This window comes from Mycobacterium sp. RTGN5 (assembly GCF_033804465.1).
In the GTDB taxonomy this organism is placed as follows: Bacteria; Actinomycetota; Actinomycetes; order Mycobacteriales; family Mycobacteriaceae; genus Mycobacterium.
This window is the reverse complement of record NZ_JAPZLA010000001.1, coordinates 2,063,819-2,078,183: the sequence shown is the minus strand read 5'-3', so window position 1 is coordinate 2,078,183 and position 14,365 is coordinate 2,063,819. Positions and strand designations below refer to the sequence as shown.

Genomic DNA, 14,365 nt, shown 5'->3' with positions numbered 1-14,365 from the left:
ATCAGCCTTCCTCTCCGAAGCGATCGACGAGATGCGAGTTGACGCCGTCGGTGTCGAGCTTGCGCGCGACGAGGTAACCGGCGCCCATCCAGGCCCGTCGAGTCCACTTGCCAAGGGAGACGCGGGTTCCCGGGGCGCCGGATGCGGCGGGCAGCATCTTGACGCGCTCCAGCGCCTCCTTGACCCCGCGCGGGCTGAGTGGGTGCGAGTCCGCGAAGGCGCGCACGAGCGTGGCTGCGACATCGCGGTTCACCACGGTCACGCAGAACTCCGGACGGCTGCCGTCGTACTTGGCGGCGTACCTGTCCAGAAAGTCCTGCCCGATCGGGTTTCCCTCGTCGTACTGATCGACGCCGATCCAGCCCAGGAACGCGTCCCACATGATCGGGTTGACCCAGGCGTTCTGGAAGGCCGTGGTGGTGAACCGTGGCGGGTCCCAGTCGAGCGCCTTCAGTGCTGGGTTGACGAACACGATTCCGAAACCGAAACCCAGGTGCACGATCGCCTCGGCCTTCGCCTCGTGCAGGGTCTGGACCGCGGCGTTGATGTCCTGCGCGGTCTGGGCGATCTGGGCTTCCGCGACGATCCGAATGCCCTTGCGACGGCATGCGATTCGCAAGTTCTTCACATAGCTCTCGCCGATCAGGCTCTGCTCGACCAACACGCCGATCTCGGTGAGTCCACGCTTGGCGACCAGATCGGCGATGAAGATTGGCTCGTCGGTCATCGAGCCCTGGGGAAAGGCGAACGTCCACTCGCCCAGCCAGTCATCGGTGCCGGTCACGCTGATCGCGGGCACCTTGAAGCGCTCTTCGATCGCCTCGCGTACCGGCACGCAGTTGTCGGTGATGTTCGGTCCGAACACCACCAGGCAGCCCTCGTCGACCAGTTCGCCGTAGGCGTCGATCACGGCCTTGACCGAACCCTTGGGCAGGCCCTCGACTTCCTTGTAGATCATGTGCACGGGCCGGTCCATCACACCCTGCTCGACAGCCTCTTCGAAGATCATGTCGAAGCATCGGGTGAAGGAGGTGAACAGGTCCTCGGGAAAGCCGGGGGGCAGCGTGAAGTCCATCAGATAGCCGACCTTGATCGGCTCCGCGGTGCTTTCGTAGGACATTGGAGTCTCCTGGGTCGTCTAGTTGGATGCGCCGAGGTACACGTCGATCATTTCGGCGAGGCCGCGGCCGACGACGGCATCGTCGGTCAGCGGACCCGCGATGGCCGCGAGAGCCGCTTCGCGCATCGACAATCCTTCTGCGATGAGCCGGCCTGCCGCGATCAATACCCGCGTCGATGCCACTTCGCGGAGTCCACCGGTCTCCAGCCTGCGCACCGCCTGGCCGAAGCGAACCAGCTCGGCGGCAACCACGCGTTCGACGCCGGCCTCGTGAGTCACGATGCCTTCTTCGACTTCGGCTGCGGGAAAGCCGAATTCGATGGCCACCATGCGCTGACGGGTGGAGTCCTTCAGATCCTTCAGCACGCTCTGGTAACCGGGGTTGTACGACACGACCAGGCCGAAACCGGGCGCGGCGTCGAGCGTCACGCCGAGCCGCTCGATGGGCAATTGGCGACGGTAGTCCGCGAGCGGATGCAGGACCACGGTGGTGTCCTGGCGCGCCTCGACGACCTCGTCGAGGTAGCAGATCGCACCGTCGCGCACCGCACGGGTCAGCGGGCCGTCGACCCACACCGTCTCATCGCCTTGCAGTAGGTAGCGCCCGACCAGATCCGCGGTGGTGAGATCGTCGTGGCACGCCACCGTGATCAAGGGGCGGCCGAGATCGTGGGCCATCGCCTCGACGAACCGCGTCTTGCCGCATCCGGTGGGGCCCTTGAGGAGCAGCGAAAGCCCTTGCCGATAGGCCGCCTTGAAGACGGTCTCCTCGTTTCCGAGGGGCTGGTAATAGGGCCGCTCCCCCTCAGGGAGGTAGGCGGCCCCATTCTGGTGTTCGAGCTTATCCGCGACCACTCAACGTTCCCTTCCCCGCGTCGCTGCGGTGATTGGCAGCGTATCCCGGAACAGATGTTTGTTTCAAGCATGGGGTCACGACACACGCCGCCTGACTTCGGCGGCGCGGACCGCGGACCGAAAAAGCGGTCCGATGACGCTGGTGAGCTGCTCAGGGCGGCCGACCATCGCGTGTGCGGTACTGCCGAAGACGCTGCGCAGCGACGCCGAATCCATGTTGGCGCCCACAGTCAGGCACACACAGCCGGTGCCCCGCCTGCGCGCCTCCGTCAGCGCCCGGCGCGCATCGGCAGCGCCATATCCGCGCTCGTAGCCGTGGTCGTAGGCCAAACCGTCCGAGAGCACGACGAGTAGTCGCCGCGAGCTGCCGCCACGTTCCTCCAGCACCCGGCTGCCGTGGCGGATGGCGGCGCCAAGGCGTGAGTACGCCGCGGGTTGCACGCTGTTGAGCTTGCGCAGCACCTGGCTGTCCAGGTGGTCGTCCATGCGTTTGATCGGAATGACGTTCACCGCCGAGCGTCCCTGCGAGTTGTACGCGTACAGGGCGACGCGATCCCCCAGGTCGTGCAGGGCGACGACCAGGTTGGCCGCAGCGACACGTTGTTGCTCGTGGACCGTCTTGCCGACCGTGCCGGCCTCCGCGGACGACCCCGACACGTCGAGCAGCACCAGCACCGAAAGGTCCCGGCGGCGACGCAGGCTGTCGAGATACACCGATTCGTCGGGGGTCGAGCCGGCCCTCACCTGTACCCGGGCAGCCACGGCGGCATCGATGTCGATGTCATCGCCCTGGGGCTGACGATGCCTGCGGTGCAGGCCCATGCCGAGTCGGGCCAGCGGTCGCCGGAACGCGATGGCGTCGTCGATGCTGGGTGATGCGGCCGGTTCGATCCGCGGTTCGACCTCGCGCACAGTGCACCAGTCCGGGCGGTACTTCTTCTGATTGACGTCCCACTCCGGATAGGTCACACCGCCCGACTTGGCATCGGCACTGTCTTCGGTTGCGGCCGAGGCGGTCGATGAGACCGCGTTGGCGCCGCGATTGGCCGAATTCGTGCGGTGGGTCGGCGAGTCCGCCCCCGGTGGGCCGCCACCCGAACTGCTCGCACGTGTGGACGACAGTAGCTTCTTGAGCCATTTCCCGATGAAACCCCCGCCACCGACCGGGCTGGTGAACAGGTCAGGATCGGTGTCGCCCGTTGGCAATTCGCCGTCGTCGAGCTCTTCGAGCTCGCGTTTTCCGGCGTTTCGCGGCACGTGCCCGACCGTGTCGTGGTCCACCGCCTTCGCCGCGCGCCCGATAACCTCGAGCAACTGCTTCGGCCGGATCACGCCGAAGTGTGCAGGCGCGTCCGCGATCGGCGTCGAGCCCGTCGCGATCACCAGTGACTCGGCGGCGGAATGGCTTCGGCACGCCACGCCGGCGTCGGCCAGAGATGCCAGGGTGCCGGGCAGGATGTCGGCGTTGGCCACCACTGCGCGGTGCCCCTCGATGGCGAGATACCGCGCTGCCGCCTTCCGATTTCTCGTCAGCGTCTTGACGATGTCGGCGTCGAGGCTGCCGGCCGCGATCAGCGAGGCCTGGACGGCAATGGCCTCGATGGTGGCGCGCTGGGCGGCCGTCGGATCGACGAAGATGCTCTGCCCGTCCGTCCAGGGCGGCGAGCCCGGCTCAGCAGGGACGACGACCACAACGTGGCCGGCTACGGCCGACGCGACCATGGCCAGCCGAGCGAGTCGATCGTCGTCAGCCAACGAGTACCTCCACCCTCTCGTCACCGCCTGTGGCGTTGTTGACCAAATATCTGTTCCACCGTAGAGTTCGGCCGGAGGGCAGTCAACTGGCCCGTTCGCGGCGCCCGGGAAGCCGCATCGGCACCGAATTGACAAGGGTGATGACATGATCGACTTCACCGGCCAAGCGGTGATCGTGACCGGCGCGGGCCGTGGACTCGGCCGCCTGTACGCACTCGATTTGGCCAAACGGGGCGCTTCCGTCGTCGTCAACGACATCGGCTCGACGATGCGTGGGGACGGAGTGGACGCCGCGGTCGCCGACTCGGTGGTCGACGAGATCACCAGCGCCGGCGGACGGGCCGTCGCCTCCCATGACTCGGTCGACACCGCGGCGGGCGGCGCGGCGATCGTCTCGACCGCGGTGGATGCGTTCGGTGGCCTCGACGCCGTCGTCAGCAATGCGGGCATCTTCGGCAGCGTTGCCTTCGAGGACCTCTCATCCGACGACTGGACCCGGATGCTGCGGGTCCACCTCGACGGCGGCTTCCACCTGTCCCAGCCCGCCTACCGGGTGATGAAGGCCAACGGCGGCGGCCGATTCGTCTTCATCTCCTCCTCGGCCGGAGTATTCGGCCAGCCGATGGAGGCGCACTACGCGGCGGCCAAGACCGGCCTCATCGGGTTGACGAATGTCATAGCCATCGAAGGGGAAGCGCACGGCATCCGGGCCAACGCCGTGTTGCCGACCGGCTTCTCGCGGATGGTCACCGAGACCGTCGGCGACGAGAAGTTCCTCGCCGAATCCGGCTTCATGCGCGCGATCCGGCCCGAACTGGTGGTGCCGCTGGTGGTGTTCTTGGCAAGTCAGGCTTGCACTTTCACTCATCGCAACTATTCCGCCTGCGCGGGACGCTACGCCCGCGCATTCGTCGGGCTCAGCGAAGGCTGGCTGGCCGACGCCGATTCCGCGCCGGCCGCCGAAGACATCGCCGAGCACCTTGAGCAGATATCGGCCACCGAGAAGTTCATCGTGCCGACCTCGATCGTCGACGAAGTCTTGGAGGTCTGCGACCGCCTTGGCGTGAGTCCCATGCCGGGTGGTGCCGACGTCGAGTTCCCCGAACCACAGAAGCCGAGGAGTTGACGCCTCGTCAGGGCTAGTCCAGCGGAATCGTCACCCGGACAGTCGTACCCGATCCTGGCGCAGAGATGACGCTCAGCGTTCCGCCCACGAGTTCGGCCCGCTCCGCCATCGACAACATGCCGTAGCTCTCCGACGACGGGTTCCCCGGCACGGACTCGAAGCCCACCCCGTTGTCGGCGACCTCCAGCAGGGCCACCCCGTCGTTGACGGCAAAGCGCACCGTGGCGACCATCGCGCGGGAATGCTTGACGACGTTCTGAAGCCCTTCCTGCGCAATGCGATACAGCGCGACCTCGATATGTTCGGGCAGCCGCTCGTCGACGAGGTCGAGGTCCAGATCGACTTCCGGGATCGAGGTGGCCAAGCTGGCCAGCCCGCCGGCCAGGCCGAGGTCGTCGAGCACCGGCGGACGCAGGCCGCCGATCGCCGAACGCGCTTCGGCCAGCGTCAGATCCACCAGATCACGGGCTTTTTCGAGTTGTTCGGCGGCCGAGCTCTGCTCGCCGTCGTCGACGGCGCGTGCGGCGGCGTCGAGTCGATAGGTCAGCCCGACGAGCCGCTGCGAGATGCCATCGTGGATGTCACCGGCGAGACGGCGGCGCTCGCTTTCCTGTGCGGCGATCACCTGCTCGGCGAAATTCTCATGCGCGCGTTCGCGCGCGGAGAGCTGGCGGTGCAGCCGAGCCTGATGCAGCGCACCGGCGATGAGCCGGCCGATGACGGTCAGCAGCTCGATGTCGCGGGGTGTGAAGTCGCGGCGCTCGATGGTGTGCACGTTGAGCACCCCCACCAACCCGCCGGGTTCGGTCTCCATCGGTACCGATGCCATCGAGGCGAAGTCCTTGCCGCGCAACGCCGCAATCGGCACGTACCGCGGGTCGGCCTCCTTGTCGCTGACAATCACCACCGGTTCGCGATGGCTGGCCACCCACCCGGACACCCCGGATCCCAACGGCATCCGCACGAGGCCCACCTGCTCATCGAACGGCGGTGTGGCGCCGGCCAACGTCAACGACCGGTCGGTGTCGTCGAGAACGTGCACGAAGCAGACGTCGGATGCGGTTGCGGCGGTGATCATCCGGGCCACCGCGGCGGCCATCGGCTCGACGCCGGGACCCGTTGACGTCGCGGCGATGATGTCCAGCAGCAGGGCGACTTCCTGGTCGGCGTCGACCAGGCCGTGTACGGCGTGCGGGCTGACCCCCTTCGAGGGATTCATCGAAAGATGCCTTCGCGCAATGCGGTTGCGGCGGCACTGGTGCGATCATTGACACCCAGCTTGCGATAGATCGAGCTGAGGTGGGTTTTGACCGTCTCCTCGCCGATCACCAGCTTGGCGGCGATACCCCGATTGGACAGCCCCGTCACCACCAGCGACAGGATCTCGCTTTCCCGTTGGGTGAGCCCTTGCCGGGCGCCCGGCCAGAATTGGTCGCTTTGCAAACGGGCCGCGGTCTCCGCCGCGCGGGCGGCCAGGCCGGCGTCGATGGCCGTCGAGCCGGCGTGCACGCCTTCCAGCTGGCGCACCAGCTCGTCACTGCTGATGCCCTTGAGCAGGTAGCCGGACGCACCGACCCGCATGGCCTGGAACAGATACTGCTCGTCGTCGTAGACGGACAACAGGATGACCTTGCGGCCGGGGTCGCGTTCCCGCATCTCCCGGCAGAGGTCGAGTCCGCTGGCGCCCTGCATCCGCACGTCGCACAGCACGATGTCGGGATTCAGCTCGGCGATCACGGCCATGGCTTTCTCTGCCCCAATGGCTTCGCCGACCACCTCGACGCGTTGGGCGAACGGCGCGAGCATCGCCTTGAGGCCCTCGATGACCATTTCGTGGTCGTCGACCAGCACCACCCGCACCGTCATGGGCTTCACCGTAGTGCCGCCGCTGACCAGCGTCCCCGCATTGTCCCGTAACCACAGCGGCCACAGATGATTACGTTCGCAAACACCCGGGGGGATGCTCCCCCACCCCCACTCCCCTGATCGGGGGATGTCCATGGGTGTGAGCGGGGTGATACTTCGACCGTGGCCACGATGACCTTGGACACGATCAGCCGGAACCAGTCCTTCTGGTGGGATCGAGCACGTTGCGCTCACGCCGACGTGCCCGTACTCGAGGCCGTTATTTTCGATTTCGATACCCCGCTGGCAGCCACCGAACGCGACGCGCACATGTTCCGGGATCTGATCTGGAGCCTGCATTGCGACGATATCCGGGTTGGCATCACCGCAGCAGGGTCACGCGCACGGGTCGAGCCGTTGGTGCGGGACCTGATCGGCGACGGCGTCATCGAGGTCATGATCACCGGTGACGACGTGGTGCGGCCCAAACCCCATCCCGAGGTGTACCAGCGGGCGCTGCACGAGCTCGGGGTCAGCCCCGAGGCTGCGATGGCGGTCGAGCATTCGAAAGCCGGCTTTCACACGGCGCGATCGGCGGGGCTGGCGACGATCGTCGTCACCACCCTGGGCACCCGCACGCTCGATTTTGTCGGAGCGGCCGCGGTCCAGGACCGCTACGACTGCGTCGAGCCGCTGTCGGCCGAACGCTGCCGGCGTCTCCACGAGCAGTGGTGGATCACCAACTCCAGGCTGAGCGCCTAGCTCTGCCCGCAAGCGGCCATGACCAACTCGCGCACCTGCGCGGCGTCGGCTTGCCCCTTGGTGGCTTTCATCACCGCGCCCACGATCGCACCGGCGGCCTGCACCTTGCCGCCACGGATCTTGTCGGCGATGTCGGGGTTGGCGGCCAGCGCCTCGTCGACGGCGGTCTGGATCAGTGAGTCGTCGCGGACCATGGCGAGGCCGCGGTCGGCCATCACCTGGTCGGGCTCACCTTCACCGGCCAGCACACCCTCGATGACCTGACGGGCCAGCTTGTTCGACAGCTTGCCCTCGTCGACCAGGGCGACGACCTTGGCGACCTGGGCCGGCGTGATGGCCAGCGCGTCGAGTTCGATACCAGCCTCGTTTGCCTTCTGCACCAGGAAGTTTCCCCACCAGGCGCGAGCGGACTCGCTCGATGCGCCTGCCGCGACGGTGGCCGTCACCAGTTCGACCGCGCCGGCGTTGACCAGGTCACGCATCACCTCGTCGGAGACGCCCCACTGGTCCTGAATCCGCTTGCGCGACAACCACGGAAGCTCGGGGATGGTGGTCCGCAACCGCTCGACCAGGTCATCGCTCGGCGCCACCGGCTCAAGGTCGGGCTCGGGGAAATACCGGTAGTCCTCGGCTGTTTCCTTGTCGCGCCCGGGTGCGGTGAAGCCCGCCTCGTCGAAATGGCGGGTCTCCTGGCGGATTCTGCCGCCGGCCTCGAGAACTGCTGCCTGACGGCGCATTTCGTAGCGGACCGCCACCTCGACGCTCTTGAGCGAGTTGACGTTCTTGGTCTCGGTGCGAGTGCCGAACTCGACTTGGCCGATCGGGCGCAGCGACACGTTGGCATCGCAGCGCAGCGAACCCTGATCCATCCGCACATCGGAGACACCGAGCCCGCGCAGCAGATCCCGCAGCGCGGTCACATAGGCGCGGGCGACCTCGGGGGCCCGGTCACCGGTGCCCTCGATCGGCTTGGTGACGATCTCGATCAGCGGCACCCCGGCACGGTTGACGTCCAGCAGTGAGGTGGTCGCGCCGTGGATGCGGCCGGTGTCGCCGCCGAGGTGGGTGAGCTTGCCGGTGTCCTCTTCCATATGCGCCCGCTCGATGGGGACGCGGAACGTGCTGCCGTCGTCCAGCGGGACCTCCAGGTACCCCTCGAACGCGATCGGCTCGTCGTACTGCGAGATCTGGTAGTTCTTCGGCTGGTCGGGGTAGAAGTAGTTCTTCCGCGCGAAGCGCGACCACGGCGCGATCTGGCAGTTCAGCGCCAGGCCGATGCGGATGGCCGATTCGACGGCGGCCTCGTTGAGCACCGGCAACGCGCCCGGCAGCCCGAGGCACACCGGGCAGACCTGGGTGTTGGGCTCGGCGCCGAAGGTCGTCGAGCAGGGGCAGAACATCTTGGTGACCGTCGACAGCTCGACGTGCACCTCCAGACCGAGCACCGGGTCGAAGCGAGCGACGACGTCGTCGTAATCGAGCAGGTCGGCCTGCGTTGCGGCAGTCATGTCGTCAATCCTAGTGGGCGCAGTTTTCCCGCCGAGCCCAGCAGAAACTCAGCCGAAGAAGGCGGCCGCATCGTCATAGCGGGTCTGCGGCACCAGCTTGAGCTGGCGCACCGCATCGGCCAACGGCACCCGGCCGATGTCCTGCCCGCGCAGCGAGACCATGATCCCGAATTCGCCGGCATGGGCGGCGTCGGCGGCGTTGACGCCGAACCGGGTGGCCAGCACCCGGTCGTAGGCCGTCGGGACGCCACCGCGCTGCACGTGGCCGAGCACGGTGACCCGGACTTCCTTCTTGATCCGCTTCTCCACCTCGTAGGCCAGCTGCTGGGCCACCCCGGTGAACCGTTCGTGGCCGAACTCGTCGGTGCCGCCCTGGCGCAGCTGCATCGAACCCTCGGCGGGCTTGGCGCCTTCGGCGACGACGATGATGAAGCTCGACTCGCCGCGCTGGAAGCGCTTCTTGACCAGCCGGCACACCTCTTCGACGTCGAAGGGCTGCTCGGGAATCAGCGTCATGTGCGCACCCGAGGACAGGCCGGCGTTGAGCGCGATCCAGCCCGCGTGCCGGCCCATCACCTCGACGACCATCACCCGCTGATGCGACTCCGCGGTGCTGTGCAACCGGTCGATGGCCTCGGTGGCGATCTGCAAGGCGGTGTCGTGACCGAATGTGACGTCGGTGCAGTCGATGTCGTTGTCGATGGTCTTGGGCACCCCGACGACCGGGACACCTTCCTCGGAGAGCCAGTGCGCGGCGGTGAGCGTGCCTTCGCCGCCGATCGGGATCAGCACGTCGATCCCGTTGTCCTCCAACGTCTGTTTGATGTCGTCGAGCCCGGCGCGCAGCTTGTCGGGGTTGGTGCGGGCGGTGCCCAGCATGGTGCCGCCCTTGGCGAGCAGCCGGTTGTTGCGGTCGTCGTTGTGCAGTTGGATCCGGCGGTCCTCCAGCAGGCCACGCCATCCGTCGAGGAAGCCGACCACCGTGGATCCGTAGCGGGCGTCGCAGGTTCGCACGACCGCCCGGATCACGGCGTTGAGGCCGGGACAGTCACCGCCACCGGTGAGCACTCCGATTCGCATGGGCCCTATCCTGCCCCGTCAGATCGCCGTTGGCAGCGGACCGCGCGCACTCTCATAGGCCGCGCCCACCCGGTAGAGCCGGTCGTCGGCCAGGGCGGGGGCCATGATCTGCAGTCCGACCGGCAGGTTGTCGTCGGGTGACAGGCCCGACGGCACCGACATTCCGCAGTGCCCGGCCAGGTTCAGCGGCAGCGTGCACAGGTCGAACAGGTACATCGCCAGCGGATCGTCGACCTTCTCCCCCAGCCGGAACGCGGTGGTCGGGGTCGCCGGGGACACCAACACGTCGACCTTCTCGTAGGCCGCGTCGAGGTCGCCGGCGATCAAGGTACGGACCTTCTGCGCCTGGTTGTAGTAGGCGTCGTAATAGCCCGCCGACAATGCGTACGTGCCAATGATGATGCGGCGCTTGACTTCTGGGCCGAATCCGGCCGCCCGGGTCAGCGCCATCACCTCTTCGGCGCTGTGGGTGCCGTCATCGCCGACCCGCAGGCCGTAGCGCATGGCGTCGAACCGGGCCAGGTTGCTCGACACCTCCGACGGCAGGATCAAGTAGTAGGAGGACAGCGAATAGTCCAGGTGCGGGCAGTCGACCTCGCTGACCTGCGCGCCGAGGGCGGCCAGCTGCTCGACGGCGGCGTTGAACGACTCCAGGACGCCGGGCTGATAGCCCTCGCCGCTGCGCAGCTGTTTGACCACACCGACCCGCAGCCCGGACAGATCGCCCGCGGCCCCAGCCTTCGCCGCGGCGACGACGTCGGGGACCTTGGCTTCGACCGAGGTGGAGTCGCGCGGGTCGTGCCCGGCGATCACCGCGTGCAGCAGCGCGGTGTCGAGGACCGTGCGGGCACAGGGCCCGCCCTGGTCCAGCGACGACGCGCACGCGACCAGTCCGTAGCGCGACACCGTGCCGTAGGTCGGCTTGACCCCGACGGTGGCGGTCAGCGCCGCGGGCTGGCGGATCGAGCCGCCGGTGTCGGAGCCCAGCGCCAGCGGCGCCTGGAACGCGGCCAGCGCGGCCGCGCTGCCACCGCCGGACCCACCGGGCACCCGGTCGGTGTCCCACGGGTTACGGGTCGGGCCATAGGCGGAGTTCTCGGTCGAGCTGCCCATCGCGAACTCGTCCATGTTGGTCTTGCCGAGGATCGGGATGCCGGCGGCTCGCAGCCGGGCGGTCACCGTCGCGTCGTAGGGCGACACCCAGCCCTCGAGGATCTTCGACCCACATGTGGTCGGCATGTCGGTGGTGGTGAAAACGTCCTTGAGCGCCAACGGAACACCAGCCAACGGCGACGGCAGCGTCTCCCCGGCGGCGACGGCGGCGTCGGTGCGCGCCGCGCTGGCCAGCGCCGCGTCGGCGGCGACGTGCAGGAACGCGTGGTACTGCTCGTCGGTCGCGGCGATCTGGTCCAGGCAGGCCTGGGTCAGCTCGACCGAAGAGATCTCCTTGGCCGCGATCTTCTCCCCGAGCGTGGCGGCGTCGAGGCGGATCAACTCGCTCATTCGGCCTCTCCCAGGATCTGGGGCACCGCGAACCGGCCCTCGATGGCGTGCGGCGCCTCGGCGAGGGCTTCCTCCTGGGTCAGGCACGGCTGCACCACGTCGGCGCGGGTGACGTTCACGTCGGTGAGGGGGTTGCCGGTCGGCTTCGCGTCGCCGGTATCGACGGCCTGGATCTGGCCGACATGCTCCAAGATGGCGTCGAGCTGGCCGGCGAAGCTGTCGAGTTCGTGGTCGGTCAGCGCCAGCCGGGCCAGCTTGGCCAGCCGGGCGACGTCGTCGCGGGAGATCTGGGACACGGTGCCCAAGCCTAGGTGAAAGGCTCAGTGACGTGCCGTGGGGACTGCTTCCGGTCAGCCTGCCGCTCGGCGGGCTGCTGGTCCTCGCCAGCGGCGCGCTGATCCTGCCCCGCCCCGCTTCGCAGCGGCTGCTCGCCGGAGCGGTGGCGACCCTGACCGGCGTGGTGGTTGCCGTGGTCGGGCTGGGCGTCGTGGGCCGGTTGACCGGCGTACTGCTGCTGGCGGTGCTGGCGTGGGCGACGCTGGCCGTACTGCTGCTGGCTCGTCGCCGCGAGGTGTCGTGGTGGCGGCTGCCGTGGCGGGACGTCGTCAGCGTCGAGACGCTGCCCATGCTGGTGGTCGGGCTGGCCGCGGTGGTGCTGGCCGTGGTGGCCGCCTACTTGTTGCCGGTGTGGCAGTGGGACGCGCTGGGCTATCACCTGCCGTACGTGAACTTCGCGCTGCAGCGCGGCACGTTCGCCGATATCCCGGCCGACGTGCCCTACCTATCGAGCTATCCGCACATCGTCGAGAACGTATTCATCGCGTGGCGGGCACTGTTGCCCGACGACCGGCTGGTGGAGCTGGCGCATCTGATGTTCGGCCTGCTGGGCGCGCTGGCGATCGCGACGATCGCCCGCCACTCCGGTGCCCGTACCGCGCACGCGGTGGCTGCCGGGGCGGCCTGGCTGACCCTGCCCGCGGTGTTCCTGCAGCTGCCGTCCAACTACACCGACGTCGCGTCGGCCGCGCTGCTGCTGACCGCGATCGCGTTCGTCCTGACACCGATGCGGCGCCCGCAGCTGCTGCTGGCCGGCGCCGCCGTCGGGCTGTTCCTCGGCTCCAAACCGAACGCACTCGTCGCGGGCGTGCTGCTGCTCGTGGTGCTGACGGTCCGCGCCCATCGCGCCGGACGGCGGGGGGCGATCGCGCCGGCCTGGCTGGCCGCGCTGCTACTCGGTGCGCCGACCTATGCGCTCAACATCGCCCGTCACCACAACCCGGTGTGGCCGGTCCGCATCGACGTCGGCGCGCTGCATCTACCCGGCAGCAAGGCCATGTCGGCACTCCTGGAATCAGGGGCGTCCGCACCGCACCTCGACGGGTCGCTGCTGAGCCGGGTGCTCCGGTCGTGGACGACGATCGTGCCGCCGCTTCCGGTATTCGACATGCGCATCGGCGGGCTGGGGCTGGTGTTCCTGGTGGCGCTGCCGTTCGCGCTGGTGCGAGCCGTGCGGACCCGGTCGCCGGCGGTGTGGCTGTGCTCCGCGGCGGCACTGGCCACCCCGGATCCCGCCGTGGCCCGCTACGTGTTGGGCTTCGCCGGCCTGGTGCTGGCGTTCGCGGTGCCCGCTCTCGACCGTCTTGACCGGCGCTGGCGGAAGGCCGTGTTCACCGTTGTCGCGCTCGCCGCCGCCCATGGATTGTGGGTGGCCTACCCCGGCCTGACCGGCGAGGGGCCGCCGCTCAGCGCCTATGTGCACATGACGCCCGAGCAGCGACGCACAGCGGTCGGCGCCGCCGGCCCACCGGGCGATGTCGTGGCCACCATTGACCACCTACCGCCGGGGGCGGTCACGGCCTTCGACAGGACGATGGACCTGCCCTACCTGGCCTGGCCGGCCGATCTGTCGCACCGCGCGATCCGGATTCCCGATGACGTCACACCCGTGCAGGCACGGGTTTTGCTCGCCGACCCCGACATCGCTGTCCTGATGGTCGGCGACAGCTCGGTCACGGGTCGCATCGCACGCACTGACGTGCGGTTTCGGCCGGTTTTCGGCTGCGGCCCCGAGCCCTGCACGGTCTATCTGCGGCGCTGAGCGGGCGAACCTGCCGGAATGCTGAGTCCAGGCGGCTATGAAAGGGTGGCGACGTGCCTTCGTATCTGCTGCGGGTCCAGCTGGTCGATCGGCCCGGTAGCCTCGGCTCGCTCGCCGTTGCCCTGGGCTCGGTCGGCGCTGACATCCTGTCGCTCGACGTCGTCGAGCGCGGATCGGGATACGCGATCGACGATCTGGTGGTCGACCTGCCGCACGGCGCGATGCCCGACACACTGATCACGGCTGCCGAACGGCTCGAGGGCGTGCGGGTGGACACAATCCGGCCGCACACTGGTCTGCTGGAGGCTCATCGCGAGCTGGAGCTGATCGACCACGTTGCCGCCGCCCACCGCGATGACAGGTTGCAGGTCCTGGCCGACGAGGCGCCGCGTGTGCTGCGGGTGGGGTGGTGCACGGTCGCCGGCATCTCCGAGTCGGGTCTGCGGCGCATCGCAGGCAGCTCCGGCGCACCGGAGACCCAGGCGACCTCGGCGCCCTGGCTGCCGCTGGCCCACGCCGAGGCGCTCGACGGCACCGCCGACTGGGTTCCGCAAGTGTGGCGGGACATCGACACCACGCTGGCCGCGGCGCCGCTGGGTGATCCCAACATCGCGATCATGCTCGGCCGCCCCGGCGGGCCGCTGTTCCGCCCGTCGGAAGTGGCCCGGCTGGGCTACTTGGCCGGCATCGTCGCGACGATCCTGCGCTGAGTC

The 14,365-nt window shown here is 68.3% G+C and carries 13 protein-coding genes; 4 read left to right on the top strand and 9 right to left on the bottom strand.

The genetic code is table 11. The features are described 5' to 3' along the window. Window position 1 precedes the first annotated feature (1 nt). The 3 genes from SLQ31_RS10135 to SLQ31_RS10125 form a co-directional block, all read right to left on the bottom strand. Window positions 2-1,120 (bottom strand): ABC transporter substrate-binding protein, encoded by a 1,119-nt coding sequence (locus tag SLQ31_RS10135; protein ID WP_319431950.1) that lies wholly within the window; start codon window positions 1,118-1,120, stop codon window positions 2-4. An 18-nt stretch (window positions 1,121-1,138) separates the two neighbouring features. Further along, window positions 1,139-1,975 (bottom strand): CbbQ/NirQ/NorQ/GpvN family protein, encoded by an 837-nt coding sequence (locus tag SLQ31_RS10130; protein WP_319431948.1) that lies wholly within the window; start codon window positions 1,973-1,975, stop codon window positions 1,139-1,141. A gap of 75 nt (window positions 1,976-2,050) precedes the next feature. Beyond that, window positions 2,051-3,697, bottom strand: a complete 1,647-nt coding sequence (locus SLQ31_RS10125) for a nitric oxide reductase activation protein NorD (protein ID WP_319433012.1) — start codon at window positions 3,695-3,697, stop codon at window positions 2,051-2,053. 178 nt (window positions 3,698-3,875) lie between these two features. On the opposite strand from SLQ31_RS10125, the gene SLQ31_RS10120 reads away from it, so the two are divergent. Then, a complete protein-coding gene (locus SLQ31_RS10120) occupies window positions 3,876-4,856 on the top strand; it encodes an SDR family NAD(P)-dependent oxidoreductase (protein ID WP_319431946.1) in 981 nt (326 codons plus the stop codon). A gap of 13 nt (window positions 4,857-4,869) precedes the next feature. Here the strand turns inward: SLQ31_RS10120 and SLQ31_RS10115 are convergent, their stop codons facing one another. Next, on the bottom strand, window positions 4,870-6,075 hold the full coding sequence (locus SLQ31_RS10115; RefSeq protein WP_319431945.1) for a GAF domain-containing sensor histidine kinase: 1,206 nt from the start codon (window positions 6,073-6,075) through the stop codon (window positions 4,870-4,872). Then, entirely contained in the window at window positions 6,072-6,722 is a 651-nt protein-coding gene (locus SLQ31_RS10110) for a response regulator transcription factor (RefSeq protein ID WP_319431944.1), read from the bottom strand. Before SLQ31_RS10110 ends, SLQ31_RS10115 begins: the two co-directional genes overlap by 4 nt. Before the next feature lie 171 nt (window positions 6,723-6,893). Between SLQ31_RS10110 and SLQ31_RS10105 the strand changes: the two genes are divergently transcribed. After that, window positions 6,894-7,463 carry an HAD-IA family hydrolase gene (locus SLQ31_RS10105; RefSeq protein WP_319433010.1) on the top strand — a complete coding sequence of 190 codons (570 nt, stop codon included), beginning with the start codon at window positions 6,894-6,896 and terminating at the stop codon, window positions 7,461-7,463. On the opposite strand, the gene gatB is transcribed toward SLQ31_RS10105, so the two are convergent. From gatB to gatC, 4 genes are read right to left on the bottom strand one after another with little or no spacing between them, the layout of a single operon-like run. Next, entirely contained in the window at window positions 7,460-8,971 is a 1,512-nt protein-coding gene (gatB, locus tag SLQ31_RS10100) for an Asp-tRNA(Asn)/Glu-tRNA(Gln) amidotransferase subunit GatB (protein WP_319431942.1), read from the bottom strand. The two genes, SLQ31_RS10105 and gatB, sit on opposite strands and share 4 nt — an antisense overlap. 48 nt (window positions 8,972-9,019) lie before the next feature. Then, window positions 9,020-10,051: an ATP-dependent 6-phosphofructokinase gene (locus tag SLQ31_RS10095; protein WP_319431940.1), complete on the bottom strand. Its 1,032-nt coding sequence runs from the start codon at window positions 10,049-10,051 to the stop codon at window positions 9,020-9,022. A gap of 18 nt (window positions 10,052-10,069) precedes the next feature. Continuing rightward, window positions 10,070-11,554: an Asp-tRNA(Asn)/Glu-tRNA(Gln) amidotransferase subunit GatA gene (gatA, locus tag SLQ31_RS10090; protein WP_319431938.1), complete on the bottom strand. Its 1,485-nt coding sequence runs from the start codon at window positions 11,552-11,554 to the stop codon at window positions 10,070-10,072. Further along, window positions 11,551-11,850, bottom strand: coding sequence for an Asp-tRNA(Asn)/Glu-tRNA(Gln) amidotransferase subunit GatC (gene gatC, locus SLQ31_RS10085; RefSeq protein ID WP_319431937.1), 300 nt, complete (start codon window positions 11,848-11,850; stop codon window positions 11,551-11,553). Before gatC ends, gatA begins: the two co-directional genes overlap by 4 nt. 32 nt (window positions 11,851-11,882) lie before the next feature. On the opposite strand from gatC, the gene SLQ31_RS10080 reads away from it, so the two are divergent. Beyond that, entirely contained in the window at window positions 11,883-13,652 is a 1,770-nt protein-coding gene (locus SLQ31_RS10080; protein WP_319431935.1) for a hypothetical protein, read from the top strand. Between the two features lie 53 nt (window positions 13,653-13,705). Beyond that, window positions 13,706-14,362: an amino acid-binding protein gene (locus SLQ31_RS10075; RefSeq protein ID WP_319431933.1), complete on the top strand. Its 657-nt coding sequence runs from the start codon at window positions 13,706-13,708 to the stop codon at window positions 14,360-14,362. The last annotated feature ends 3 nt before the right edge of the window (window positions 14,363-14,365 follow it).

What these genes read in the sequence shown, in the direction of transcription:
- SLQ31_RS10135 (WP_319431950.1), bottom strand. Translation starts at nt 1,120, where the DNA reads ATGTCCTACGAAAGCACCGCGGAGCCGATCAAGGTCGGCTATCTGATG.
- SLQ31_RS10125 (WP_319433012.1), bottom strand. Translation starts at nt 3,697, where the DNA reads ATGGTCGCGTCGGCCGTAGCCGGCCACGTTGTGGTCGTCGTCCCTGCT.
- SLQ31_RS10120 (WP_319431946.1), top strand. Translation starts at nt 3,876, where the DNA reads ATGATCGACTTCACCGGCCAAGCGGTGATCGTGACCGGCGCGGGCCGT.
- SLQ31_RS10115 (WP_319431945.1), bottom strand. Translation starts at nt 6,075, where the DNA reads ATGAATCCCTCGAAGGGGGTCAGCCCGCACGCCGTACACGGCCTGGTC.
- SLQ31_RS10110 (WP_319431944.1), bottom strand. Translation starts at nt 6,722, where the DNA reads ATGACGGTGCGGGTGGTGCTGGTCGACGACCACGAAATGGTCATCGAG.
- SLQ31_RS10105 (WP_319433010.1), top strand. Translation starts at nt 6,894, where the DNA reads ATGACCTTGGACACGATCAGCCGGAACCAGTCCTTCTGGTGGGATCGA.
- gatB (WP_319431942.1), bottom strand. Translation starts at nt 8,971, where the DNA reads ATGACTGCCGCAACGCAGGCCGACCTGCTCGATTACGACGACGTCGTC.
- SLQ31_RS10095 (WP_319431940.1), bottom strand. Translation starts at nt 10,051, where the DNA reads ATGCGAATCGGAGTGCTCACCGGTGGCGGTGACTGTCCCGGCCTCAAC.
- gatA (WP_319431938.1), bottom strand. Translation starts at nt 11,554, where the DNA reads ATGAGCGAGTTGATCCGCCTCGACGCCGCCACGCTCGGGGAGAAGATC.